A 23552-nucleotide genomic window follows, 5' to 3' on the forward strand; every position below is an offset into this window, starting at 1 on the left:
GGAGGTCAGCCGGCGGTCGCCGCCCCGCGGCCCTTGCGGGCCGCCATCGCCGCGTACACCAGCACACCCACGAAGAGGAAGAGCACGCCCTGGTACACGGCCGCGTAACCGGAGCCGGCGACGAGCCAGAGGGAGAAGCCGAACGCGGCGAGGGCGAGCGCTCCGTCACGGACGAGACGGGCGCGGGAGACCTTCTCCGACTGCCCCGAGAGCAGGAAGTAGATCTGCGCGGCCGTGGAGAGCAGATACGGCACGGTGGCGGTGAAGGTGGTGACCAGCACGAGGATCTCGAAGACGCCCTGCGTGCTGGCCGTGTAGTTGTAGACCGTCAGGAGCGAGGCGAGGACGACGGTGGCGAGGACGCCGACCGTGGGCACGCCGCGCCGCTTGACGGTGAAGACCTTCGGGAAGAGTCCGTCGCGGGCGGCGGCGTACGGCGCCTGGGCGCTGAGCAGGGTCCAGCCGTTGAGCGCGCCGACCATGGACACCAGCGCCATGCAGGCGACGGCCGCGCCGCCCCAGGAGCCGCCGAACATGACGTTCACGGCGTCGGAGAAGGGCGCGGTGGAGGTGACGAGCTTGTCGTGGGCGACGGTGCCGAAGACGGAGAGGGTGCCGAGCAGGTAGAGCGCGGCGGCGCCGAGCGTGCCGAGGACGGTGGCGCGGCCGACGTTGCGGCGCGGGTCGCGGACCTCGCCGGCGCTGACGGCGGCGGACTCGACGCCGAGGTAGCTGAAGAGCAGGATCGCGGCGGAGGCGGAGACCGCGCCGAGCGCGCTGCCTTCCCCCGCCTGGAAGGGGCCGAGGTTGGTGCTGTCGAAGAAGAAGAACCCGCCGATGGCGACCAGGAGCAGCGGGACGAACTTCAGGACGGTGGCGACGATCTGCACGGCGCCCACGTAGCGGGTGCCGGCCAGGTTGGCGAGCGCGGGCAGCCACTGGATCAGCAGGGCGGCGCCGATGGTGGCGGCCTTGGAGTCGTGGATCGGGACGAGGACGTCGAGGTAGCCGACGGCGGCGACGGCGAGGGCCGCGTTGGAGACCCAGGCGGTGATCCAGTACGACCAGGCGGCGAGGAAGCCGGCGAAGTCGCCGAAGGCGGCGCGGGCGTAGACGTAGGGGCCGCCGGTCTCGGGGAGGCGGTGGGCGAGCCGGCCGAAGACGAGGGCGAGGGCGATCGCGCCGAGGGTGAGGATGCCGAAGGCGACGAGGCTGATGGTGCCGAAGGGGGCGACGGAGGCGGGGAGGAGGAAGATGCCGCCGCCGATGATGTTGCCCATGACGAGGGCGATGGCGACGGGGAGTCCGAACCGCCGGGCGTGGCGGCTGGGCTGCTGCTCCGTGGGCGTGAGGGTGGGGGTGGGGGCGGGGCTGGTGGGGGCCGTGCTCATGGGGGGTGGTGCGCCTCTCGTCGTACAAACGCACCCATGGTCCGGTAGGTGAGACGGCGCTCCAAATCACCCGTTTTTGTCCCGCACGGCGGGCCCGTCAACCGGAAGAAATGCTTCCACACGTCCGCTCGACGGGGAAATCTCCAGCGGCACCTGAGGACCGTGCCCCTCCCGCAGCCAGCCGCGCAGCACCTGATGCACCTGCTCGGCGCCGACCGGCTCCTCGGGCGGCGCCGGCAGTTCGCGCGGCCACATCAGGAACGGACGCGCCTGCTCGCCGCCCAGGCCGCCGTGCGAGCCGATCTGCTGCTCGAAGGCGTGGACCGCGCCGGTCTCGGGGTCGTACATCGAGTTGACCATGATGTCGGCGACGTGCGGGAAGCCGTCGGTGCGCCGCACCGCCTCGGCCGCGCCCGGTCCGAAGACGGCGAGCGGCCCGTCGGCGGCGCCCCGGGACCCTTCGGCGGCTTCGGGGCCCTCGGCGAGCGCGGCGACCGGTACCTCGACCCCGTCGCGGGCCAGCACCACCGACCCGTGCTCCTCGCTCGCGACGAGCAGGAAGCCGATCCCCGGGTGGTGGGCGAGGGTGCGCAGCAGCGCGGGGTGGAGCCGGTCGATCTCCTCGCGGGTCATCCGGTGCGGCACGCCGGGGAAGGAGACGAGGCCGAGGTTGCCGGAGGCGAGCACGACCGGCTCGGGGGCGCGGGCCGCGGCCACCGCGGCCGCCTCCGCCGCCGCGTCGTCGGTGTCGCCGTCGACCGGCCGGTGCAGCGCGCTGCGCAGCGCGTCCCGGGCCGCGTCCCTGGCCTCCGACCCTCCCCCGGACTCCGTCCGGGGGTGCCCCCAGGGGGTGCGCCGCACGCGGCGCGGTACGGGCAGGCCGCAGCCGGCCCGTACGAGATCGCGCAGGGTGAGCCCGTACGCGGACTCGAAGGTCTCCCCCGGGCTCTGCCCGTGGTCCGAGAGCAGCACGATCCGGTACGGGCGGGGCGCGTGCTCGGCGACCTTGGCGATCAGGGCGACCGCCCGGTCGAGCCGTTCGAGGACCTGGTCGGTGTCGGGGCCCTGCGGTCCGGAGTGGTGGGCGACCTCGTCGTAGGCGACGAGGTCGGCGTAGACCGCGGTCCGCCCGGCCAGGATGTCGCCCATCACGGCGGCGACCACCACGTCCCGCTCGACGACCGTGGCGAAGGCCCGTACGAAGGGGTAGAGGCCGCCGCGCGAGACCCGCGGTGAGGCGCGGCGCAGCCGGGCCCGGGTCGACTGGACCATCTCGCGCAGGACCTCGGCGACGAAGGAGCCGGCGGTGCGGACGGCGTTGGCGGGGTCGGAGAAGTACGCGAAGTAGCCCGAGCGCGAGCGGTTGCGCCGCCCCCGGCGGGCGGCCATGGACAGGACGAGCGCGAGCTGGTCGGCGCCGCCGCTGAACAGGTTCCCGCGAGAGGCGCCGTCGAGGGTGAGAAGCCCGCCGTCGCCGGTTCGTTCCACGGCGCGGCGCTGCAGTTCCACGGCGCTCGCCGGCCGGTTGGACACCATGAGCCGGCCGGTGTCCTTCTCGTACCAGCGGAAGGCGGGCACGTCCTCGTTGGAGCCGTGCAGGATGCCGAGCTGGCTGGCGCCGGTCTGGCTGGACCAGTCGGTGCGCCAGGGGGTGAGCGTGTGGGTGGTGTCGAGCCATTCGGCGACGGTGGGCATCCGGCCGTCGGCGACGGCGTCGCACAGCACCCGGTGGCCGACGCCGTCGAGTTGCAGGAAGACGGTGCCGGGGACGGGTCCGGCGCCCGCGCGGGCGGTCCGGGGGCGGGTGCGGTCGGTGAGCCGGTAGAGGCGGCGCCGGTAGGCGTCGTCGTCGCGGACGGCGAGCGCCGTCGAGGTGGCCGAGGCGACCGCCGACATCACGGCGGCCACCACGACGGCGGTCTCGGGGGCGGCGGCGCCGCGCCCGTCGGGGATCAGCCAGAGCGCGACGAGCAGCAGCGAACCGTTGAGGAAGAACACCAACAGGCCGAGGACGAGCGCCGGTACGAGCAGCAGGGCCCGCACGATCAGGGGCCACACCAGGGCCCCGAGCAGACCGAAGGCGCCCGCGCCCCAGGCGGCGGTCAGCGCGGTCCTGGTGACGCTGTCGCCGTCGGCGGACTGGAGCTGGAAGTCGGGGAGGAGACCGGCCAGGGCGAGCAGGGTGAGGGTGGAGACCGCCCACACCGTGATCACCCGCAGCAGGGCGCTGCCCGCGCTCCGCCAGCGGCCGGGGACACGTCCTCGCCGTTCGCCCACGCCTGGTTCACCTTTCACCCGATTCCTGCCCCCAGCGTGGCACAACGACCGGCGGGCGGGGCGGGGCGACGGGTGTTCGACGGGCGCTCAGGAGCCGTCGTAACCCGCGGTGGGCATGGAGAGCCTGCGGTGCACCCCGGCCTTCATGGGGGCGTCGTACGCGGGTTCGTCGAGGCCCGCGGTCTCGAGCCGCACCCCGCGCCGCTCGCACTCGGCGAGGAACGCGCGCACGTCCGTCAACGCGCGGGCGAGGACGCGTTCGTTCGGGGCCACGAAGAGGTCCACGGCCCCTTCGTCGACGTCCGCCCACAGGGCCTGGTGGTCGGGCCTCATGCCGTAGCAGAACAGCTGCCGCGTCACCACGTATCCCTTGTCGCCGGCCCAGCGGACGCACATGGCGTGCTGGCTGCGGGTGTCGACCAGGAAGGGGTCTTCGTCGAGCTCTTCGAGCGGGGTGAGGCTGGCGATCGCCGCCACCCGAACGTCGTCCATGGGGCGACCCTACTGCGTCGCGCGGCGCCCGAGGAGGGGTTCGGTATACCAAGTGCGGCGCTCCGGCGAAGACCGGCCACACCTGCGGGCGCGCCCTCGGTCCCCTCCGCCGCAGCGCTCCGGGCGCGGACGTTTCCCCTCGTTCCGGGCGGGATCCGCGTTATGGTCGAGGTCCGTGCACGGGCGACGGCGGATCCCCGGCCTGGAGAGGCGGGGCGCGAGACGGCGCCGTCCGCGCACGCGAGACGGCGGCGGACGGAGAGGGCGGCGTGCCGGTGGAGATCACCTGGTGGGGTCATGCCACGTGCACGGTCGAGGACTCCGGGGTCCGCTTCCTGACCGATCCGCTCTTCGCGCGCCGGCTCGCGCACCTGCGCCGCCGGCGCGGAGCGCCCCCGCCGCCGGAGGCGGCACGCGCCGAGGCGGTGCTGGTCTCGCACCTGCACGCCGACCATCTCCATCTGCCCTCGCTCGCCCGGCTCGCCCCGGGCACCCGTGTGATCGTGCCGTCCGGCGCCCCCCGCGCCGTACCGGCCCTGCGCCGGCTCGTCGGCCGCGGCCTGCGGCTCACGGAGCTGGCGCCGGGCGACGAGGTGTCCGTCGAGGGCGTGACGGTACGGGCCGTCCCCGCCCGGCACGACGGGCGCCGGCTCCCGGTGGGGCCGCACCGCTGTCCCGCGCTCGGTTACGTGGTGGAGGGCGAGGCCCGCACCTATTTCGCGGGGGACACCGGTCTGTTCGACGGCATGGCGGAGGCGGTCGGCGCGGTGGACGTGGCGCTGCTCCCGGTGGGCGGCTGGGGTCCGTACCTGGGCCACGGCCACCTGGACGCGGGCCGCGCGGCCGAGGTGCTCGCCGATCTGTCCCCGGCGGCCGCGGTGCCGGTGCACTACGGCACGTACTGGCCGATCGGCATGGACGCGGTCCGGCCGCACGAGTTCCACTCCCCCGGCGACGAGTTCGTCCGGCACGCCTCCCGGCTCGCCCCGAAGGTGGCGGTCCACCTGCTCGCGCACGGCGAACGGGTCCGGCCGGAGGTGGCGCGATGAGGTCCGGCGCGGTCAGCCGCGGGAGGGGGCGGGCCTGGCGGGGACGGCTCTGGACGGCGTGGTGCGGGTCCGCCGCGCCCGCGCAGGGCGCCCGGTGATCGACCGGCTCCTGGCGGCGGTGCGGGAGCTGCCGCCGGAGTCGACGCAGCAGGCCGTCGGCTATCCGTCCCTGTTCCTGCTGGTGGCGCTCGGCGCGCTGGTGCCGGTCGTGCCGACGGGCGCGATCGTGAGTTCGGCGGCGGTGGTGGCCTTCCACCAGACCTCGCCGTTCGCGCTGCTCTTCGTCTTCCTGGTGGCGTCCTTCGCCGCTTTCCTGGGCGATCTGGCGCTCTACTGGCTGGGGCAGCGCGGAGTCCGGTCCCGTAACGGTTCGCGGTGGCTGGCGGCCCTGCGCGGTCGGGTGACGCCGGAGCGCCTCGCCCAGGCGCAGGAGCGGCTGGAGAGCCACCAGGTGTCCGTCCTGGTGCTGTCGCGGCTGGTGCCGGCGGGGCGGATCCCGGTGATGCTGGCCTGTCTCCTCGCCGGGATGCCGCTGCGGCGCTTCGCCCGGGGCGATCTGCCGGCGTGCCTGGCCTGGGCGGCGACGTACCAGCTCATCGGCATCCTGGGTGGTTCGCTCTTCCCCGAGCCCTGGCAGGGCGTGGTGGCCGCGGTGGTGCTCACCGTGCTGGTCAGCGCGGTGCCGTCGCTGTGGCGCCGGCTGCGCGGCGGCCGGCGCGGGGACGCCACCCCCTCGGGGCCGGGCCCGGACGTCCCCTCCGGCTCGGCCCCGGACGTCCCCTCCGGCCCGGGCTCGGACGCGCCCCCGAGGTCAGGGGACGAGCACGCGTGAGGCGCCGACCGGGAGGTCCCACAGGTCCTCGCGGGGCAGCCCCGTCCTCTCCCAGGCGGCCCGGACGCGGGTGAGCGGTTCGAGGACCGGCTCGGACGACAGCACGAAGGTGGCCCAGTGCATGGGCGCCATACGGCGTGCCCCGAGGTCCTGGAAGGCGCGGACGGCCTCCTCGGGGTCGGTGTGGACGTCGCTGAGCCACCAGCGCGGGTCATAGGCGCCGATGGGCAGCAGGGCGAGGTCGATGCCGGGGTGGCGGCGGCCGATCTCGCCGAACCAGTGGCCGTAGCCGGTGTCGCCGGCGAAGTAGATCCGGTGCCCGGCGCGGTCGGTGAGCACCCAGCCGCCCCACAGGGAGCGGCAGGTGTCGCGCAGCGTGCGCTTGGACCAGTGGTGGGCGGGGACGAAGTCGAAGCGCACGCCGTCGAGTTCGGCCGCCTCCCACCAGTCGAGCTCGGTGACGCGGGTGAAGCGGCGGCGGGTGAACCAGCGGCCGAGTCCGGCCGGCACGAAGAGGGGGGTGTGGCGGGGCAGCCGTTTGAGGGTGGGGGCGTCGAGGTGGTCGAAGTGGTTGTGGCTGATGCCGACGGCGTCCACCCGCGGCAGGTCCTCCCAGCGGACGCCGACGGGGGTGATCCGGGCCGGGGTGCCGAGGATGCGGCGGGACCAGACGGGGTCGGTGAGCACGGTGAGCCCGCCGATCCGCAGCACCCAGCTGGCGTGGCCGGCCCAGGTGACGGCGAGGGTGTCCGGGCCGGCCTCCGGCAGCGGGCCGGGGGCGAACGGCAGCAGCGGGACGTCGCGCAGTCCCTCGGGCCCGGGGCGTACGGCACCCTCGCGGGCGAGCCGGGCCATGGCGCGGACACCGGGCAGCGGCGCGGTCAGCCGGTCGGCGAAGCTGCGCGGCCAGTCGTGGCGCAGCCGGCCGAGGGGCTGGAGCGGGGGCGCGGGAAGCGGGCCGTGGGGGGTGCGGGCGGAATGCGGGGTCCGGGGTGGCCGGGCCGTCTGTTCGGTCATCTCTGCGGCCTCCGTCTGGTCCGTCTGTCCGTCGTTCCGTCGTTCCGTCTTTCCGTATGTGCCGGCTGTGGCGTCTTTATGCGTCTGGGCCGTGTGAAGGCTTCCGGTCCGGCTCGGCGGCCGACCGCCGTCGCCACCCGATGCCTGCTGTTGTCGTTCTCATCCGGTCAGTTCCTCCAGGGCGGCTGCGAAGGACCTCAACGCGTCCGCCACGTACGGCAGCTCCTCGGGGCGCGGCGCGGTGAGGGCCGCGGTCCGCTCCTCCTCGGTGGTTCCGAGGAAGGCCGCGGTGTCGAACCGGACGCGCAGCGCGCCGAGTTCGTCGCCGAAGCGGTGGCCGCCGGGGACGGGCGTGCCGAGTCGCTCGGTGAGGTGGTTCTCCAGTTCGAGGGAGTCGGTGACGCCCCGGGCGGCGAGGCCGGCACGCAGCGGGCCGAGGTCGGCGTAGAGGTGGCGGCCGGCCTGTGGGGGCCGGGCGAGGGCGCCGACCGCGAGCACCGCGTGGTGGGCGGCGGCGGCCACGCGCCCGTGCAGCTGGGCGGTGAGCCGGGCCCGTACGGTGACGTCCTCGGGTTCGTCGAGGGCGTGGGCGGCGGCGGGGGCGAACGGCCCGGGCACGAGGGCGCCGAGCGCGGTGAGGACGTCGAGGGTGCGGGGCCTGCGGTCGCCGTGGCCGCCGCCGTGACCGCCGGTGCGGGCGGCGGCGCGCTCGGCGCCGGGCGGGAAGCGGGCGACGGCGCAGGGCCAGGCGGCCGGGACGAGGGCGCCGGCCAGGTCCGTGAGGACGGTGACGTCGTCGGGGCACATCTCGGCGGGGCTGAGCAGCACCGTGTCGTGGGGGCGGTGCAGGGTGTCGCGCCAGGTCTCGTCGCTGATGATGTGGAGGCCCTCGGCGACGGCGGCCTCGCATGCCTCGCGTACGAGCTCGGGCGGGGCGACGGTGGCGGTGGGGTCGTCGGCGACGGACAGCAGCAGCAGACGGGGGTCGCCGCCCTCGGCGCGGACCCGGCGGACGGTCTCCAGGAGGGCGAACGGGTCCGGGACGCCGCCGCACTCGGCGGGGGTGGGCACGTGGTACGCGAGGCGGCCGAGGAGCCGGGCCTGCGGGCTCCACCAGGCCGGGCACGGGCGGGGCAGCAGGAGGTCGCCGCCGTGGGCGGCGAGCAGGGCGAGCAGGAGCGGCGGGGCGCCGGGGGCGGCGACGACGTCCTCGGCGTGGGTACGCAGTCCGCGCCGCCACCAGTAGCCGGCGGCGGCCTCGCGCAGGACGGGCCCGCCGCCGGGGGGCTCGGGGGCCGGGCGGTCGGCCGCGGCGGCGAGGAGGGCGGTCAGTCCGGGCAGCACGGGGAGGCCGGGCCCCGGGGCCGGCGGACCGTAGCGCACCGGGCCGCGGCCTTCCAGGGCCGTCCGCCGCACGTCCCGCCGCATGTCCCGAACCTCCTCGTGCCGGCGCCTGGACCGGGGCGTCCGGCATCGACGCCCCTGTGCCCTTTATACGGAGGTTCGGCGGGATTCGCCGCTTGCGCGAGGTGGATGGGGGGCGCCGGGGCGCGGCTCAGCCCGTCCGTGCCCGCCCGGCACGTACGTGGCGCACCGCGCGGGCGCGCGGTCCGACGACAGCCAGACTGTACGGATGAGAGCACCCGACCCGAACCCGATCGCCGCGGTCCCGCTGCGTGGCGCCCGTCTGGACCTGGAGCCGCTGCGGCTCGACCACGCCGCCGAGCTGGCCGAGGCACTCGCCGACCCGGCCCTGCACGCCTTCATCGGCGGCACCCCGCTGCCGGAGCCCGAGCTGCGCGCCCGCTACCGGCGACTGCTGGCCGGCCCGCCGGACCCGGGGACCTCCTGGTGCAACTGGGCGCTGCGACTGCGCGGCGGCGGTGGGCGGGCGGGCGAGGCGGTGGGCACGGTGCAGGCCACGGCGACGCCCGGCGCGGCGGAGGTCGCGTGGGTGGTGGGCACCCCCTGGCAGGGGCGCGGGCTCGCCCGGGAGGCGGCGGTGATGCTGACCGACTGGCTGCGGGAGCGGGGCGTGCCGCGGCTCGTGGCCCATGTGCATCCGGATCACCACCCCTCGGCGGCGGTGGCCGCGGCGGCGGGCCTGGCCCCGACGGAGGCGTTCCAGGACGGCGAGCGACGCTGGGAGTGGCGCCGTTAGGTCCGGTCACGGACACGCCGCCCTTCTCTCAACTCCCTCCCGTGGCAACCTTCTTCACTGGGGTCGTCCATATGATGAGAACGGGGTCTCAGTATTCGAGTGAGCGGCGTACCGTGATCACATCAACTCAGCCGAGGGAGCCCGGTCATGACGCACGAGACCGCCGTCTACACGCACGGCCACCACGAGTCCGTCCTGCGGTCGCACAGCTGGCGCACCGCCGAGAACTCCGCCGCCTACCTGATCCCCGAACTGCGGGCCGGTCTGCGCGTCCTGGACGTGGGCTGCGGGCCGGGCACCATCACCGCGGATCTGGCCGAGCGGGTCGCGCCGGGACGGGTGACCGGGGTGGACGCGGCGGAGGACGTGCTCGTGAAGGCCCGGGCGGTGGCGGCCGAACGGGGCCTGGACAACGCGGAGTTCGCGGTCGCCGACGTCCACGCGCTGGACTTCCCCGACGACTCCTTCGACGTCGTCCACGCCCACCAGGTGCTCCAGCACGTGGGCGACCCGGTCCGGGCGCTGCGCGAGATGCGCCGGGTGTGCCGCCCGGGCGGCGTGGTGGCGGCCCGGGACAGCGACTACGGCGCGTTCACCTGGTTCCCGCAGACGCCCGGCCTGGACGGCTGGCAGGCCCTGTACCGCCGGGTCGCCCGCGCCAACGGCGGCGAGCCGGACGCGGGCCGGCGCCTGCTGTCCTGGGCCCGGCGGGCGGGCTTCACCGACGTCGCCTGCTCCGCGGGCGCCTGGTGCTTCGCCACCCCGGAGGAGCGCGCCTGGTGGAGCGGCCTGTGGGCGGACCGCACCACCGAGTCGGTCTACGCCCGCCTGGCCGTCGAGGGCGGCCACGCGAGCTCGGAGGATCTGACCGCGATCGCCGAAGCCTGGCGTGCCTGGGGCAAGGAGGCCGACGCCTGGTTCCTGGTGCCGCACGGCGAGATCCTGTGCCGGGCCTGACGAGCGGCAAGGTGAGAAGGGCGGGGTGAGGCGGGCGGGGTGAGGCGGGCGGCGTGAGACGTACGGGGTGAGGCGGGCGGGGTGAGCCGGGCTGTCGGACTGCCGGGCCGGCGCTTCCCCGCCCGGCGGTCACCTCGGCCGCATGCGGAACTCGTAGGCGTCGGGGAGGGGTTCATCCGTGATCCGGGCCCAGAGTTCGCCGAGCTCCTCGGCTCCCTCACCGAGGTCCGCGACCTCGAAGCCCGCGTCGAACACCGCGCGGGCCTCCGCCTTCCTGCCCTCCGCGAGGAGCAGCGTCGCCTCCAGGAAGCGGAAGGCGCCCCGGGCGCGGACGGCCTCCGGGAGGCGGGAGAGGACGGCACGGGCGCGGTCGGGGCGGCCGGTCCGCAGGAGGGCGGCGACCGTCTCACGGCCGAGGGCGGCGGTGACGATCGGGTCGCCGCCCTCCTGGCCGTCGAACGCCTCCTCGTACCGCTCGGCCGCTCGCTCGGGATGGCCGCCCTCACGGTCGGCCACGGCCAGGCAGTAGAGCAGCGGCCAGCGCTCGGCAGCGTTCTTCAGGCCGCGCTCCCAACTCCGTACGGCCTGGGCCAGGTCGCCCGCCGCCCACTGGGCGATGCCGAGGTGGTATTCGGTGACGGGGTCGGCCGGTGCGGTCTCCAGCATGTCCCGCCAGGGGGCGGAGACGGGGGTGGACCACGGCGCGGCGCCGCGCTCCGGGTCCGAGTCCGGGCCCAGGTCCGGGTCCGGGAGGGCGCCCGTGCGCAGGAGGGTGACCCAGGGCCGCTGGTCCTCCCCGATCAGCGACGGGTCGAAGGGGGTGCCGGGCAACTCGTATCCGGCGCGCAGCACTTCGAGCGCGCCCCAGCCGGATCCGGTCGCCAGCAGCGGCCCCGGCGCGGTGTCGGCGGCGGCGCGCCACCGCTCGTACGCCGTGTCGACCTCCGCACGCGGCACCGCCCGCTCGAGGGCGTCCTCGACCCCCGCGCGCGCCGCCGCCCAGTCGGTGCCGTGCACCGCCGTCTGGTCGGCGGTCAGGGGCGCGTACACCTCCAGCCAGGAGACCTCCTCCCCGGCTTCCAGGGTCGGGTGCTCCAGCTGGGTGCGGGCGAGTCCGGCCTGGATCTCGGCGTATCCGGGCGTACCGGGCTCGGTGAGCCACTCCTGCCAGCGCCGGCCGCCGCGGCCCGTGCCCCACAGGAACAGTTTGCGGCCGAGCAGCCGGTCCGTGGAGGTCTGCGCGAGTCCGCTGCCGTCGGCGTCGAGGGCGGCGATCCAGCGCCGCTGCCGGTCCGCCAGCGCGTAGAAGTAGTCGGCCGAGTGGGTGCTCTCCAGGGGGTACGTGCGGTCGACGCCGTCCGCGGTACGGGGCACCGGGACCCGGCGCAGGGCGTGGCCGGTGTGGGCGTACGCGAAGTGCCAGGCGGAATCCGCGGGGGCGAGGATCCGGCGGTCCTCCGGGACGGCGGTGTTGGACCACCAGGAGCAGGGCACCGGCCGCTCGTGGGGGTTGCGGATGCGTACGCCGACGCGCAGGTGCTCGGCGCCGTCGGGCAGCCACAGGTCGACCTGGAACGGCAGGTCGCGCAGCCGTTCCCACTCCCACAGCCGGAGCATCCGGCCGCCGTCGGGAGCGGGGACGACCGCCGCGTGCAGCGGGGCGCAGGAGAGGGTGCCGTGGCCGCGGGCGCCTGTGTTCCACTCGATGCCGCCGGAGAACCAGGCGCCGTTGAGGGCGAACGCGGCCGGCTGGAACACCGGGTTGGAGTAGAGGAGTTCGCGTCCCGTCCCCTTGTGGAACAGGGAGTGGACGCGACCGCCGAGCCCCGGCAGCACCGTGACGCGCAGCCGGTCGTTCTCGATCACGATCGCGTCGAGCTCGGTGGGAGTGCGCTCGCGCCCGTAACCGTCGCGCACCCGGGCGGGCAGCACGGTGCGCAGCGGGGCGTGGCCGAGCTGCCGGGCCATGTCGCGGGGCAGCTCGGCCCGGTCGTGCTCGTCGACCGCGGGGATCCGGGCGCCGCCGAGGAGGTGCAGGGCGGGCAGGGGGTTGTCCGGGCCCAACGGCGCCGCGGGCAGGGTCAGTACGGCACGTCGTACGGTCGTCATGTCGACCATGGAACACTCCGGAACCACCGCTGGCCAGAGGGTGGACAACAGCCCCTGGCCCCGTCGCCCCCTCGACCGGGAAATTCCGTTGCGGTCTACACCTGCCGCCGTAGGGTGGGTCCGGGTAACGAGAGAGGCGCGGGGCAATGAGTGAGCAGCACACCTACCGGGTGATCGTCCGGGGCACGTTCGAGGGACTGTCGGAGGAGAGCCGCGGCCGGCTGCTCGCCGAGGTCGACGAACACGGCCTGACGGCGATGCAGTTCACCGAGGAGGGGTCGCTCGCCTACGACCGGACGCTGAAGCACTTCTCGTACCGCCTGGTGGTCGTCTCCGACGCGGCGGACGGCGAGGAGATGGCCGGGGCGATCGCGGAGGACCGGGTGGAGACGGCGCTCAGGGAGCTGGGGCACGGCTTCGGCGCTCTGAAGTCCACGGTCACCGACATGGACACCATGAAGATCAACTACAAGCGCTGACCGCCGGCCGCCGCGGGCGGCCGCTGATCGGCGGTCCTCGCCCAGCGCTCGTGGTCGCGCCACGCCCCGTCGATGAACAGCATCGCGGGCGAGAACCCTTCGAGGCGGAAGCCGGCCCGCCGGACCAGGGCGCGGGAAGCGGTGTTGCCGGGCTGGATGTTGGCCTCCAGCCGGTGCAGTCCGAGCGGCCCGAAGGCGTGTGCGAGGACGAGCCCGAGGCCCTCCGAGAGCAGCCCGCGCCCGGCGGCGTGCGCGAAGGCGCCGTACCCGAGGGCGCCGGAGAGGAAGGCGCCCCGGACGATGTTGTTGATGTTCACGAAGCCGGCGATCCCTCCGCCGTCCCGCTCGCACACGAGGAAGCCGACCCTGGCCGGGTCGTCGATCAGTTGGCGGGCGTAGGCGGCGTACGTCTCGGCCGTCCGCGGCGGGAAGAGCCAGGGCGCGTGCAGCGCGCGGCTCTCGCGGGCGCGGGCGGTGAACTCCTCCCCGTCGTCGAGGGTGAACGGCCGCAGAGCGACGCGCGGCCCCGCCGCGAGATACGGACCAAGATCGTCGTCCATGCCACCAGGCTAACGGCCCGGGCGCCGTGGGGCGGGGCGAGCGCCCCGGTCGCGGGCTCGGCCGGGCGGGCGGGCGGGGGCCGGGATCGGCCGGAGCCCGGGCTCGGCCGGGCCAGGCGCAGCCGGGCCGGGCGCAGCCGGGCCGGGCGCGGCGTGGGCGGGCCGGGCCGGGCGTGGGCGGGCCGGGCCGGGCGTGGCCGGGGCTCCGGGGTCAGCGGCGGGCCGTGGCGACCCGGGCGGGGCAGGTCTCGCCCTTCTTCACCACGCCGACCACCACCCGGCCGGGGGCGCCTCCTTCGGCGCCCGGGGCGGGGTGCTGGGTGCAGACGCGCCAGTTCGGGGGCCAGAGCACCCGCCGGTCGCCGCCGCCCACGTCGTGGACGTCGAGGCGGGTGCGCGGAGCGAGGGCGGTGAAGACCCGCCACAGGCCCATGCCGAGGAGCTCGGGCATCGGCCGGTCCCCGCCGGGGACGCCCGCGTCCCCCGGCCCCGCCCCCGCTCTCGCCCGCTCCGCCCCGGTCCTCTCCGCCGAACCGACCGCCACGGCCCACAGCGCGAGGACGGCACCCGCGCCCACGACCGCCGCCCGCCTCACGTGCGTCTCCGGGCGGCCATGCCGCCACCCGTGCCCGTCGTCTCTTTGGGAGCCATGGCCGGCCCGCCTTCCCTGCGTCGTCGTCCCCCCAGGATGGGCTCATTCGCCCGCCCGGGGGCGGTGGGCGGTCCGTCCGGGTGACTTGTCAGACAACACCAGGCCGCTACGGTGGTCCTGTCAGTGGACGCGCAAGAGGACGCGGCACCGGACCCGGGCGAAGGCGCGGGCACCAGCACGAGGAGGATCCGTGGCAGCCGGCGGACAGCGGCGTCGACCCGTCGTCGCGCTCTACGAACGGATCGCGGACGCCGTCCACGACGGCACCTACCCGCCGGGGTCCACCCTGCCGTCGGAGCCGAAGCTCGCGGGCGAACTGGGCGTGAGCCGCCCGGCGCTGCGCGAGGCGCTGCTGCTGCTCCAGGAGGACGGACTGCTGACGGTACGCCGAGGGGTGGGCCGCACGGTCAACGCGCACCCCCCGCGGCGCGGGTTCGAGCACGTCCAGGCCCTCGAAGAGCTGCTCGGGGCCGGCGTACCGCTGCGCGTGCGGGGCCTGCTGCGGTCCGTCGAGGAGCCCACCGACTTCACCACCCAGCACCTGCTCGCCCCGGCCGGGGCCGAGCTGCGGTTCTGGGAGTCCGTGCTCGCCGGAGAGGCGGGGCCGGCGGCCCTGAGCCACGAGTGGGCCGCGGCCGACGACGTCCTCGACCGGGCCCACCCCGCCTTCGCCGAGGCCCTGCGCACGGAGCCCGCGCCGGAACACACCTCGATGCTTGCGGTGCTCGCCGGGGCCTCCCGGGGCGTGCCGCTCGCAGCGCACAGCGCGGTCACGGCGACCCTGCTCGGCCGCCGCCGGGGGGAGCAGCTGGGCCGTTCCGCGGACACGCCCGCGGTGCTGGTCACCCAGGTGGTGCGGGTCGACGGGACCCCGGTCCTGGCCGCCAAGCACATGCTGCCGACGGGCGCGCCCGCGCTGCCGGTGCTGCAGACGAACTGACGCGAGGCCCGTCCGGGGCCCGCGCCCGCCGGTCAAAGGTCGTCCGCGGCCCGCCCCGCGCCCCTCGGCCCCTGCCCACGCGCGCCCCCTCCTGTCCCGACCGACCGGCCCCCGGGCCGGGTGCGGCCTCGGGCCGGCGACCCCGCCGAGACCCCCTGTCACCACCGTCACACCACCACCTCCCTCGGGTGGCGTACACTTCCCCGCCATGCACTTGTCTGACAACCATGCCGCCCCCGCCGTGCCCGCCTCCTCCCCCGCCGTCGCCGACTGGATCCGGCGGGCCCCCAAGGCCGTCCTGCACGACCACCTCGACGGCGGGCTCCGGCCCGCCACGATCGTGGAGCTCGCACGGGCCTGCGGGTACACCGGGCTGCCCACCGAGGACCCGGCCGAGCTGGCGGTCTGGTTCCGGGAGGCCGCCGACTCCGGTTCGCTGGAGCGGTACCTGGAGACCTTCGCCCACACGTGTGCGGTGATGCAGACCCGCGAGGCGCTGACGCGGATCGCGGCGGAGTGCGCCGAGGACCTCGTCGCCGACGGGGTCGTCTACGCCGAGATCCGCTACGCCCCGGAGCAGCACCTGGAGGGCGGGCTCACCCTCGACGAGGTCGTCGAGGCCGTGAACGACGGCTTCCGCGAGGGCGAGCGCCGCGCCGGCGGCCGGATCACCGTGCGTACGCTGCTCACCGGCATGCGGCACACCGACCGCTCGCTGGAGATCGCGCGGCTCACCGTCGCGCACCGGGACAACGGAGTGGCGGGCTTCGACATCGCCGGCGGCGAGATCGGCAACCCGCCGGCCCGTCACCTGCCCGCCTTCCAGCACCTGAAGCGGGAGAACTGCCACTTCACGATCCACGCGGGCGAGGCCGTCGGCGCCGAGTCGATCCACGAGGCCGTGCAGGTCTGCGGCACCGAGCGGATCGGCCACGGCGTGCGGATCACCGACGACATCGCCGAGGACGGCACGCTGGGCCGGCTCGCCTCGTACGTCCGTGACAACCGCATCGCGCTGGAGGTCTGCCCGACCTCCAACCTGCAGACGGGCGCGGCCAAGGACTACGCCTCGCACCCGATCGACGAGCTGCGCCGTCTGGGCTTCCGGATCACCCTCAACACGGACAACCGGCTGGTCTCCGGCACCACCATGAGCGAGGAGTTCCAGCACATGGTGGACGCGTTCGGCTACGGCCCCGAGGTCTTCGAGGAGTTCACGGTCGCCGCCCTGGAGGCCGCCTTCCTGCCCCTGCCGGAGCGCCGCCGTCTGATCGACGACCTGGTCCGCCCGGGTTACGCGGCCCTCTCGGTCAGCTGACCCGCCCGTTCACCAGGGGAAGTTCCAGCGCCCCCGTGTCCTCGGGGGCGCTGACGACGGTCACCGGCTTGATCCCCCGGTTGCCGAAGTACGCGGTGTCGCTGGCCGCGATCACGAACTCCAGGCGGTGGCCCGTCTCGTAGCGGTGGACGATGCCGGGGAGTTCGACGGTGAAGGGCCGGGTGACGTCCGGTACGCGGACGGGGCCGACGAGCCGGTTGACCAGGGTCTTCGTGCCGTCGGGGGCCACGTCGTAGAGCTTGGCGAAGAGGACCAGTTTGTCGGCGGCGTCGCCGGAGTCCTGGACGCGTTCGGTGCGCGGCGAGACGACCTTCAGGGTGGCGCGGGGCGCGCCGACGAGGTCGGCGGGGGCGGTGAGCGGGGCGCTGCTCCAGCCGAGGTAGGTGCCGGCGGTGTCGTACGGCTCGGGGTCGGGCAGTCCGACGAGGCCGGCGAGCGAGGACTCGGAGTGGCTGGTCGGTACGAGCCAGTTGGTGTAGGCGCGGGAGCCGCGGGTGACCTTGGCGCGGTTGTCGACGAGCTTGCCGTCGCCGGAGAGGTAGAGCTTCTGGCTGAGGGCGGGCACGCCGGCGGCGGTGCCGTAGCCGCTCTGCCAGGCGCGGTAGTAGGCGAATTCGGCGCCGGTGTCGGTCGTACGGTCGCCGCGCAGATGGCGGTCGAACCAGGTGAGGACGCGCCGCCCGACGTAGCTGTTCTCCAGGTCGCCGGAACCGAGGTCGAGTTCGCCGGGCTTCTGTCCGCCGCTGTGTCCCCAGGACTGCCAGATCATCTTGGTCTCGACGCCCTGCCGCTGGAGCTTCTCGTAGGTGTCCTGGGCCTCGTTGAGGGTGAACAGGCTGTCGGACTGACCTTGGACGAGGAGGGTGGGGGCCTTGACCCGGTCGAGGTAGGAGACCGGGGAGACGCTGCGGGCGAAGGCGAGCATCTTCTCCGCGTCCGCCTTCGGATAGCTGCCGGAGTTGAGCAGCCGGACGGTGTCGCAGGCGTCGGTGACGAAGTGCAGGCAGCCGAGGGAGTTGATCCGGCTGGGGTCGAGGGAGGGGACGAGCAGCGGCTGGCCCTCGCCCATGAGGTAGAAGCCGTTGGCCCACTGCCATTTGAAGACGCCGGGCGTGGCACGGTCGGCGCTGTTGGGGGCGAGGGAGAAGGCGAGGTCGTTCCAGGTGATGAGGGGGACGAGGGCGTCGAGGCGCGGGTCGGTGGCGGCGGTGGCGAGCTGGATCGCGCCGCCGTAGGAGCCGCCGATCATGCCGACGCGGGGGTCGTTCGCGCCGTCCCTGGTGACGAAGTCGGCACGGGTGCCGTCGTCGGCGGCGCGGCTGCCGGCGAGGAAGTCGAGGAGCCGGGCGGCGGCCTGTCCGTCGATGCGCGGGTCGTCGAGGGAGATCAGGCAGCCGCTCTTGCCGAAGCCGAGGCCGGAGTAGACGAGTCCGACATAGCCGCGTGCGGCCACGGCCTTGCCGATGGCGTCGGTGGAGCCGTCGTTCTTGCTGCCGCCGAAGCCGTTGGTGGCGAGGACGGCGGGCGCGGGGTGGTCGGCGTCGACGCCGTCGGGGCGGTAGAGGTCGGCGTCGACGACACAACTGCGGCCGCCCGCCTGGACGGTGAAGCGCAGCGGGGTGACGGTGTACGTGCCGGTGCCGGCGTTCGCCGTGGCGACGTCGGCGGCCTGGGCGGCGGGGGCGGTGAAGGCGAGCGGCGCGGCCATGGCGGCCCCGGCCGCCATGGCGAGAATCCTGCGGGATCCGGGCAGGGCAGGCAGGGCAGGGGACACGGGAACCTCCATACCGAGGACGCGCGATCGACGTACCTACCGGTAGGTACGAGGCCGCGCCCATGGTGTGACACGTGTCAGAGGGTCGTCAACGCGCCGGACAAAGGTTGTTGACGGAGATTCAGTGAAGGCGGCGGTCCCGGCGAGGCTCACCTCAGGGCCGGTACGTCCAGGGTGAGCGTCCCCGCCTCCGCGTCCAGGACGCCCGGGATCCCGAACGGCACGGTCGGCGCGCTCTCGTGGTGCCCGAAGCCCATCTCCTCCACCACCGGGACACCGAGCCCGCCGAGCCGGTCGGCGAGCACGGCGCGCACCTCCTCGTACGGTCCGCAGTCCTCCCAGGAGCCGAGGCCGATCCCGGCGACGCCGTCCAGCCAGCCGGACCGCAGCAGCTGGGTGAGGATCCGGTCGAGCCGGTACGGCTCCTCCCCCACGTCCTCCAGGAGCAGCAGCCCGCCACGGGCGGAGGGCCGGGCGTGCGGGGTGCCGAGGTCGGCGGCCAGCAGGCTGACGCAGCCGCCGAGGGTGACGCCGTGCGCCCGGCCCGGGACCAGGGCCCTGGCCGTCTCCGGGCCGAGGGTGCGCACCGACTCCGGCTCGAACAGGGTCGCGCGCAGGGATTCCTGGGTGCGGGCGTCCTTGAGGAAGGCTCCGGCGGCGATCATCGGTCCGTGCAGGGTGGCGAGGCCGAGGCGGACGGCGAAGGCCTCGTGGAGCGCGGTGACGTCGCTGTATCCGACGAGCACCTTGGGTCCGGCGGCCCGTATCGCGGCCCAGTCGAGCAGGTCCACCATGCGCTGGGCGCCGTAGCCGCCGCGGGCGCAGAGCACGGCGGAGACGTCCGGGTCGCACCAGGCCTCGGTCAGGTCGCGGGCGCGGTCCTCGTCCGTTCCGGCGAGGTGGCCGAGGGCGGGGTGGGTGGCGAGGACGTGCGGGGCCACGACCGGGTCCAGCTCCCAGCCGCGCAGGATGGCGAGTCCGGCCCGCAGGCGGTCCTCGGGGACGGGGCCGCTGGGCGCGACGACGGCCACCCGGTCGCCGGGGCGCAGTCTCGGGGGTCGTAGCGGCTCGGTGGTCATTTCCTCAGCTCCAGCACGGGGACGTCGAACCGTTCGAGGCCGAAGATCTGGGCGTACAGGGAGAGTTCGGCCTCCAGGGCGCGGGTCATGGTCTCGGCCCTGCGGAAGCCGTGTCCCTCTCCCTCGAAGGCGAGGTAGGCGTGCGGGATGCCGCGGCCGGCCGTCTTGGCGAGGAACCTCTCGGCCTGGGCGGGCGGGCAGATCACGTCGTCGAGTCCCTGGAGCAGGAGGAAGGGGACGGAGATCCGGTCGACGTGCTCCAGCGGGGAGCGTTCCCGGTAGCGGGCGGGCACCTCGTCGATCGGGCCGATCAGCGACCGCAGGTACTGCGCCTCGAAGTCGTGGGTCTCGCCGTCGGCCCAGCCGGCCGGGTCGAGGACGGGATAGATGATCGTGCCGCAGGCGTAGAGGTCGCTGTGGACGAGGGAGGCGGCCGCGGTCCAGCCGCCGGCGCTGCCGCCGCGGACGGCGAGGCGGGCCGGGTCGGCCGTGCCCTCGTCGGCGAGGGCACGGGCCACGGCGGCGCAGTCCTCCACGTCGACGACGCCCCACTGTTCGCGCAGCCGCTCGCGGTACTCCCGGCCGTAACCGGTGGAGCCGCCGTAGTCGACCTCGACGACGCCGATGCCCCGGGAGGTGAAGTAGGCGATCTCCAGGTCGAGCACGAGCGGGGCGTTCCCGGTGGGGCCGCCGTGCGCCCAGATGACATAGGGCGGGAGCTGCCCTGAGGGGCCGGTGCGGTCGGGGTTGTGCGGCGGGTAGACGTGCGCGTGGATCTCGCGGTCGTCGGGTCCGGTGAAGGTGCGGATCTGGGGTTCGGGGTAGTAGGCGGGGTCGACCGGGTCGTCGTGCGGGGAGCCGATGACCCGGGTGCGGCCGGTGCGGGTGTCCAGCTCCACGACCTCGTAGGCGCTGCGGGGGCCGGCGGCGACGCCGACGACCCGGGTGCCGTGGACGGCGAGGGTGGCGGCCCACTCGGTCCAGGGGCCGGCGGCGTCGACCAGCTCGCCGGTCTCGGGGTCGAGTATGCCGAGCGCGGTGCTGCCCTTGCCGTGGACGACGGCGATCAGTCCGTTGTCCAGCGGCTGGAACCAGTTGAGGCCGATCCTCCAGAGCGGTCCGCCGAATTCCTCGGCCCGCGGGCAGAGCGCGACCGGCTCGCCGTCCTCGGCGCCGCGGTAGAGGTTCCACCAGCCGGTGCGGTCGCTGAGGTGGAGCAGCCGACCGTCGGGGGCCCAGCCGATCTGGGGCACGGACTCCTCGGGGCCGCCGGCGACGGTGCGGGGGCTGCCGAGGCGCCCGTCGTCGGTGATGTCGGCGAGCAGGGCCTCGGTGCCGTCCCAGGGCATGCGGGGGTGGTCCCAGGCGATCCAGGCGGCCTGCCGGCCGTCGGGCGAGAGGCGGGGGCCGGTGACGAAGCGGTGGCGGTCGTCGGTGATTTCGCGCACCCGGGAGCGGTCCTCGGCGGCGGAGCCGTCCAGGGGCACGGCGGCGATCACCCGGCGCACGTCGGTGGGCGCCGGGCCGGTGAACTCCTCCAGGACGCACCAGACCTCGCCGTGCTCGGGACGGAGCACCGGGTCGGCCCAGCGCAGTCCGTCGCCGGTGGTGGAGAGGGGAGTGAGCGGCCGGGGTCCGGCGCCGTCGGTGGCGTCCGGCTCGAAGGCGTAGAGCCGCTGGTCGGGGTGGTGGCAGAAGACGACGAGCGTCGAGCCGTCGGCCCGGGCCGTGCCGGCCCAGGGCTGTCCGCCGTACTCGATGACGCGGCTGCGCACGTTCCACGGGGTGGGCAGCACGGTCTCCTCGGTGCCGTCGGGGCGGCGGCGCATCAGGGCGCGCCGGCCGCCCTCGGCGGGGCGCGGGGCGGTCCACCACACCTCGTCGCCGACGACGCCGACGTATTCGGGTCGTCCGTCGTGTGCGGCGGCGAGCGCGGCGCCGATGGGTGACGGCCAGCTGCCGTAGGCGGCCGTGGGTGCCATCAGGATCCCCCCTTGTGCGGGTCGTGCGGTGGTCGGGTCGTGCGGTTGGTCGGGCGTTCGGGTGGCCGGGCGCGGGCTAGGCGGACCGCAGATAGTGGTCGAGGACGCGGACGCCGAAGTGGAGGGCGTCGACGGGGACGCGCTCGTCGACGCCGTGGAACAGCGCCCCGTAGTCGAGACCGGGCGGCAGCTTCAGCGGGGAGAAGCCGTAGCCGGTGACGCCGAGGCGGGAGAACTGCTTGGCGTCGGTGCCACCGGACATGGAGAAGGGGATCACGTGCCCGTCGGGGTCGAAGCGCTCGACCGCCGCGCGCAGCTTGGCGAAGGTCGGCGAGTCGACCGGCGCCTCCAGGGGGACCTCGCGGTGGTGGAACTCCCACTCCACGTCGGGACCGGTGAGCCGGTCCATCGTCTCGACGAACTCCTCCTCGCCGCCGGGCAGCATCCGCCCGTCGACGTAGGCGACGGCACGGCCCGGGATCACGTTCACCTTGTAACCGGCGTCCAGCATCGTCGGGTTGGCGCTGTTGCGGACGGTCGGCCGGACCAGGGCGGCGGCCGGGCCGAGCTTCTCCAGGAGGACGTCGGTGTCGAAGCCGGGGGCGTCGACGTCGGTCTCGATCCCGTACAGCGCGGCCAGTTCCCTGAGCGCGGCCCGCACCGTCGTGGTGAGCCGGACCGGCCACGGATGGGCGCCGATCCGGGCGACGGCGGCGGCGAGCCGGGTGACGGCGTTGGCCGTGTTCACCTTGGAGCCGTGGCCGGCCCTGCCGTGCGCGGTGAGCTTGATCCAGGCGGTGCCGCGCTCGCCTGCCGCGATCGGGTAGAGCGTGGTGCCGGGGTCGGGGTGGAAGCTGAAGGCGCCGGACTCGCTGATGCCCTCGGTGCAGCCCTCGAAGAGGCCGGGGTGCCGGTCGGCGAGGAAGCCGGAACCGTCCTCGGCGCTCGCCTCCTCGTCGGCGGTGTAGGCGAGGACGATGTCCCGGCGGGGCCGGACGCCCTGGCGGGCCCAGGAGCGGACGACGGCGAGGACCATCGCGTCCATGTTCTTCATGTCGACGGCGCCCCTTCCCCACACCACCCCGTCGCGGACCTCGCCCGAGAAGGGGTGCACGGCCCAGTCGGCGGCCTCGGCGGGGACGACGTCGAGGTGGCCGTGGACGAGCAGCGCGTCGGCCGTGGGGTCGGTGCCGGGGATCCGGGCGACGACGTTGGTGCGGCCCGGGGTGCGCTCCAGGAGCGTGGGCTCGAGGCCCGCGTCGGCGAGCCGCTCGGCCACGTACTCGGCGGCGGGGCGCTCGCGGCAGTCGCCGCCGCCCCGGTTGGTGGTGTCGATCCTGATCAGTTCGGAGGTGAAGGTGACGACCTCGTCGAGCGCCGCACCGTCAGGACCCCGGTCCTCGTCAGCCATACTGCTCCTCCACGGCGGCGGACACGATCGTGGTGACCGCCTTGAACGTGCGGATTGCCTCGTACATCGTCTCGCTGGAGTAGGCGACCCGTCGCTCGCCACTCCGCCCGGTGCCCGGGACGACCGTCGCGGCGGCGGCCAGGTGTTCCGCGTCGAACTCCAGCTCCACGGTGAACGGCCCGCCGCTCACGGGCTCGTGTCGCACGGCGAGCGAGGCCGCGTCCTTGGCCGCGGCGCGGATGTCGGCGGCCGTGCGGGTGGGCGTGCGGCACACCGCCGCATAGCGGGAGACGTGGTCCTTCACGGCGACCTTGCGTGCCTCCGGTGCGTAGCCGAGGGCGTCCTCGCAGGTCAGGTCGTCGCCGGTGACGAGGATGACGGGCACCCCGAACTCGGCGACGACATGGGCGTTGAGCAGTCCCTCGCTCGCGCGCACCCCGCCCAGCCAGACGCCGGTGATGGAGTTCGCGAGATAGGTGTGGGCGAGGACGCCCTCGGCGCCCGCTCCGGTGTGGTAGCCGACGAAGGCGATGCCGTCGACGTCACCGTGCTGGACCCCCTCCACCATGGACAGCGACTTGTGGCGCCCGGTGATCATCTGGGCCCGCTCGTCGAGCCGCTCCAGGAGCAGGTTCCGCATGGTCCAGTGCGCCTCGTTGATCAGGACCTCGTCCGCGCCGCCGTCGAAGAAGCCGAGCACCGCCGCGTTCACGTCCGAGGTGAACATGGACCGGCACCGCTCCCACTGCGGGGTGCCGGGCAGCACGTCGGCGGGCCAGGTCACACCGGTGGCGCCTTCCATGTCGGCGCTGATCAGGATCTTCATGCCTGGCACCGTACGCGCCGACCCGTGACCCCGACCACCCCTGTGGAAAAGTGTCGAAGGCGTGGACCGGTGGCGGCGGTTCGGCCGCCGGCCGCGGCAGGGGATTCGGGCGAATCCTTTCATCACTCGCGTATAGGCTTACCCGCGCACATTCCCGCCCTGCTCACCCCTTGAGGAGACTCTCGGTGACCACCTCGCTCGCTCCGAACGAGCTCGCCCCGAACG

Annotated in this window: 20 protein-coding genes; 7 read left to right on the top strand and 13 right to left on the bottom strand. The window is 74.8% G+C overall.

Annotated features, from left to right (window positions below; genetic code table 11):
• Positions 1–5: 5 nt before the first annotated feature.
• The 3 genes from ACFY7C_RS05560 to ACFY7C_RS05570 form a co-directional block, all read right to left on the bottom strand.
• A complete protein-coding gene (locus ACFY7C_RS05560) occupies positions 6–1391 on the bottom strand; it encodes an amino acid permease (protein ID WP_389644133.1) in 1386 nt (461 codons plus the stop codon).
• Positions 1392–1457: 66 nt separating this feature from the next.
• Positions 1458–3668, bottom strand: a complete 2211-nt coding sequence (locus ACFY7C_RS05565) for a phage holin family protein (RefSeq protein WP_389644136.1) — start codon at positions 3666–3668, stop codon at positions 1458–1460.
• Between the two features lie 87 nt (positions 3669–3755).
• Positions 3756–4160, bottom strand: coding sequence for a recombinase family protein (locus ACFY7C_RS05570; RefSeq protein WP_389644139.1), 405 nt, complete (start codon positions 4158–4160; stop codon positions 3756–3758).
• 269 nt (positions 4161–4429) lie between these two features.
• Between ACFY7C_RS05570 and ACFY7C_RS05575 the strand changes: the two genes are divergently transcribed.
• A complete protein-coding gene (locus tag ACFY7C_RS05575) occupies positions 4430–5209 on the top strand; it encodes an MBL fold metallo-hydrolase (RefSeq protein WP_389644142.1) in 780 nt (259 codons plus the stop codon).
• Between the two features lie 94 nt (positions 5210–5303).
• Positions 5304–6041: a DedA family protein gene (locus ACFY7C_RS05580; RefSeq protein ID WP_389644145.1), complete on the top strand. Its 738-nt coding sequence runs from the start codon at positions 5304–5306 to the stop codon at positions 6039–6041.
• On the opposite strand, the gene ACFY7C_RS05585 is transcribed toward ACFY7C_RS05580, so the two are convergent.
• Both ACFY7C_RS05585 and ACFY7C_RS05590 read right to left on the bottom strand, forming a co-directional pair.
• Positions 6021–7058, bottom strand: coding sequence for an MBL fold metallo-hydrolase (locus tag ACFY7C_RS05585; protein WP_389644148.1), 1038 nt, complete (start codon positions 7056–7058; stop codon positions 6021–6023). The genes ACFY7C_RS05580 and ACFY7C_RS05585 overlap by 21 nt on opposite strands.
• 159 nt (positions 7059–7217) lie before the next feature.
• On the bottom strand, positions 7218–8486 hold the full coding sequence (locus tag ACFY7C_RS05590; protein ID WP_389644151.1) for a pyridoxal phosphate-dependent aminotransferase: 1269 nt from the start codon (positions 8484–8486) through the stop codon (positions 7218–7220).
• Positions 8487–8691: 205 nt separating this feature from the next.
• On the opposite strand from ACFY7C_RS05590, the gene ACFY7C_RS05595 reads away from it, so the two are divergent.
• Both ACFY7C_RS05595 and ACFY7C_RS05600 read left to right on the top strand, forming a co-directional pair.
• Positions 8692–9219 (top strand): GNAT family N-acetyltransferase, encoded by a 528-nt coding sequence (locus tag ACFY7C_RS05595; RefSeq protein WP_389644154.1) that lies wholly within the window; start codon positions 8692–8694, stop codon positions 9217–9219.
• Between the two features lie 147 nt (positions 9220–9366).
• The gene (locus ACFY7C_RS05600; RefSeq protein WP_389644157.1) at positions 9367–10176 is read left to right on the top strand and encodes a methyltransferase domain-containing protein; all 810 of its coding nucleotides are present in this window, start codon (positions 9367–9369) and stop codon (positions 10174–10176) included.
• A gap of 129 nt (positions 10177–10305) precedes the next feature.
• Here ACFY7C_RS05600 and ACFY7C_RS05605 read toward each other — a convergent pair whose 3' ends face one another.
• Positions 10306–12285: a DUF5107 domain-containing protein gene (locus tag ACFY7C_RS05605; protein WP_389644159.1), complete on the bottom strand. Its 1980-nt coding sequence runs from the start codon at positions 12283–12285 to the stop codon at positions 10306–10308.
• A 146-nt stretch (positions 12286–12431) separates the two neighbouring features.
• Between ACFY7C_RS05605 and ACFY7C_RS05610 the strand changes: the two genes are divergently transcribed.
• Positions 12432–12764 carry a DUF6204 family protein gene (locus tag ACFY7C_RS05610; protein ID WP_389644162.1) on the top strand — a complete coding sequence of 111 codons (333 nt, stop codon included), beginning with the start codon at positions 12432–12434 and terminating at the stop codon, positions 12762–12764.
• Here ACFY7C_RS05610 and ACFY7C_RS05615 read toward each other — a convergent pair.
• On the bottom strand, positions 12752–13324 hold the full coding sequence (locus ACFY7C_RS05615) for a GNAT family N-acetyltransferase (protein ID WP_389644165.1): 573 nt from the start codon (positions 13322–13324) through the stop codon (positions 12752–12754). The genes ACFY7C_RS05610 and ACFY7C_RS05615 overlap by 13 nt on opposite strands.
• 211 nt (positions 13325–13535) lie before the next feature.
• Positions 13536–13919: a hypothetical protein gene (locus ACFY7C_RS05620; protein ID WP_389644168.1), complete on the bottom strand. Its 384-nt coding sequence runs from the start codon at positions 13917–13919 to the stop codon at positions 13536–13538.
• A gap of 247 nt (positions 13920–14166) precedes the next feature.
• On the opposite strand from ACFY7C_RS05620, the gene ACFY7C_RS05625 reads away from it, so the two are divergent.
• Complete coding sequence (locus ACFY7C_RS05625; RefSeq protein WP_389644171.1) at positions 14167–14916, top strand: GntR family transcriptional regulator; 750 nt, start codon at positions 14167–14169, stop codon at positions 14914–14916.
• 208 nt (positions 14917–15124) lie between these two features.
• Complete coding sequence (locus tag ACFY7C_RS05630; RefSeq protein WP_389644174.1) at positions 15125–16234, top strand: adenosine deaminase; 1110 nt, start codon at positions 15125–15127, stop codon at positions 16232–16234.
• Here the strand turns inward: ACFY7C_RS05630 and ACFY7C_RS05635 are convergent.
• The 5 genes from ACFY7C_RS05635 to ACFY7C_RS05655 form a co-directional block, all read right to left on the bottom strand.
• Positions 16227–18041 carry a CocE/NonD family hydrolase gene (locus tag ACFY7C_RS05635; protein ID WP_389644177.1) on the bottom strand — a complete coding sequence of 605 codons (1815 nt, stop codon included), beginning with the start codon at positions 18039–18041 and terminating at the stop codon, positions 16227–16229. The genes ACFY7C_RS05630 and ACFY7C_RS05635 overlap by 8 nt on opposite strands.
• 137 nt (positions 18042–18178) lie before the next feature.
• Entirely contained in the window at positions 18179–19108 is a 930-nt protein-coding gene (locus ACFY7C_RS05640; protein WP_389644180.1) for an LD-carboxypeptidase, read from the bottom strand.
• Positions 19105–21090: a prolyl oligopeptidase family serine peptidase gene (locus tag ACFY7C_RS05645; protein ID WP_389644183.1), complete on the bottom strand. Its 1986-nt coding sequence runs from the start codon at positions 21088–21090 to the stop codon at positions 19105–19107. The genes ACFY7C_RS05640 and ACFY7C_RS05645 overlap by 4 nt, the downstream gene beginning before the upstream one ends.
• A gap of 76 nt (positions 21091–21166) precedes the next feature.
• Positions 21167–22501: a M20/M25/M40 family metallo-hydrolase gene (locus ACFY7C_RS05650; protein ID WP_389644186.1), complete on the bottom strand. Its 1335-nt coding sequence runs from the start codon at positions 22499–22501 to the stop codon at positions 21167–21169.
• The gene (locus ACFY7C_RS05655) at positions 22494–23327 is read right to left on the bottom strand and encodes a M55 family metallopeptidase (protein WP_389644190.1); all 834 of its coding nucleotides are present in this window, start codon (positions 23325–23327) and stop codon (positions 22494–22496) included. Before ACFY7C_RS05655 ends, ACFY7C_RS05650 begins: the two co-directional genes overlap by 8 nt.
• Positions 23328–23552: the final 225 nt, after the last annotated feature.

The sequence above is a fragment of the Streptomyces sp. NPDC012769 genome (genome assembly GCF_042901205.1).
Taxonomy (GTDB): domain Bacteria; phylum Actinomycetota; class Actinomycetes; order Streptomycetales; family Streptomycetaceae; genus Streptomyces.

Bases quoted from the DNA above. Each gene is read 5' to 3' on its own strand.
- ACFY7C_RS05560 (WP_389644133.1), bottom strand. From the start codon at position 1,391: ATGAGCACGGCCCCCACCAGCCCCGCCCCCACCCCCACCCTCACGCCC.
- ACFY7C_RS05570 (WP_389644139.1), bottom strand. From the start codon at position 4,160: ATGGACGACGTTCGGGTGGCGGCGATCGCCAGCCTCACCCCGCTCGAA.
- ACFY7C_RS05585 (WP_389644148.1), bottom strand. From the start codon at position 7,058: ATGACCGAACAGACGGCCCGGCCACCCCGGACCCCGCATTCCGCCCGC.
- ACFY7C_RS05590 (WP_389644151.1), bottom strand. From the start codon at position 8,486: ATGCGGCGGGACGTGCGGCGGACGGCCCTGGAAGGCCGCGGCCCGGTG.
- ACFY7C_RS05595 (WP_389644154.1), top strand. From the start codon at position 8,692: ATGAGAGCACCCGACCCGAACCCGATCGCCGCGGTCCCGCTGCGTGGC.
- ACFY7C_RS05600 (WP_389644157.1), top strand. From the start codon at position 9,367: ATGACGCACGAGACCGCCGTCTACACGCACGGCCACCACGAGTCCGTC.
- ACFY7C_RS05605 (WP_389644159.1), bottom strand. From the start codon at position 12,285: ATGACGACCGTACGACGTGCCGTACTGACCCTGCCCGCGGCGCCGTTG.
- ACFY7C_RS05610 (WP_389644162.1), top strand. From the start codon at position 12,432: ATGAGTGAGCAGCACACCTACCGGGTGATCGTCCGGGGCACGTTCGAG.
- ACFY7C_RS05615 (WP_389644165.1), bottom strand. From the start codon at position 13,324: ATGGACGACGATCTTGGTCCGTATCTCGCGGCGGGGCCGCGCGTCGCT.
- ACFY7C_RS05630 (WP_389644174.1), top strand. From the start codon at position 15,125: ATGCACTTGTCTGACAACCATGCCGCCCCCGCCGTGCCCGCCTCCTCC.
- ACFY7C_RS05635 (WP_389644177.1), bottom strand. From the start codon at position 18,041: ATGGAGGTTCCCGTGTCCCCTGCCCTGCCTGCCCTGCCCGGATCCCGC.
- ACFY7C_RS05640 (WP_389644180.1), bottom strand. From the start codon at position 19,108: ATGACCACCGAGCCGCTACGACCCCCGAGACTGCGCCCCGGCGACCGG.
- ACFY7C_RS05645 (WP_389644183.1), bottom strand. From the start codon at position 21,090: ATGGCACCCACGGCCGCCTACGGCAGCTGGCCGTCACCCATCGGCGCC.
- ACFY7C_RS05650 (WP_389644186.1), bottom strand. From the start codon at position 22,501: ATGGCTGACGAGGACCGGGGTCCTGACGGTGCGGCGCTCGACGAGGTC.
- ACFY7C_RS05655 (WP_389644190.1), bottom strand. From the start codon at position 23,327: ATGAAGATCCTGATCAGCGCCGACATGGAAGGCGCCACCGGTGTGACC.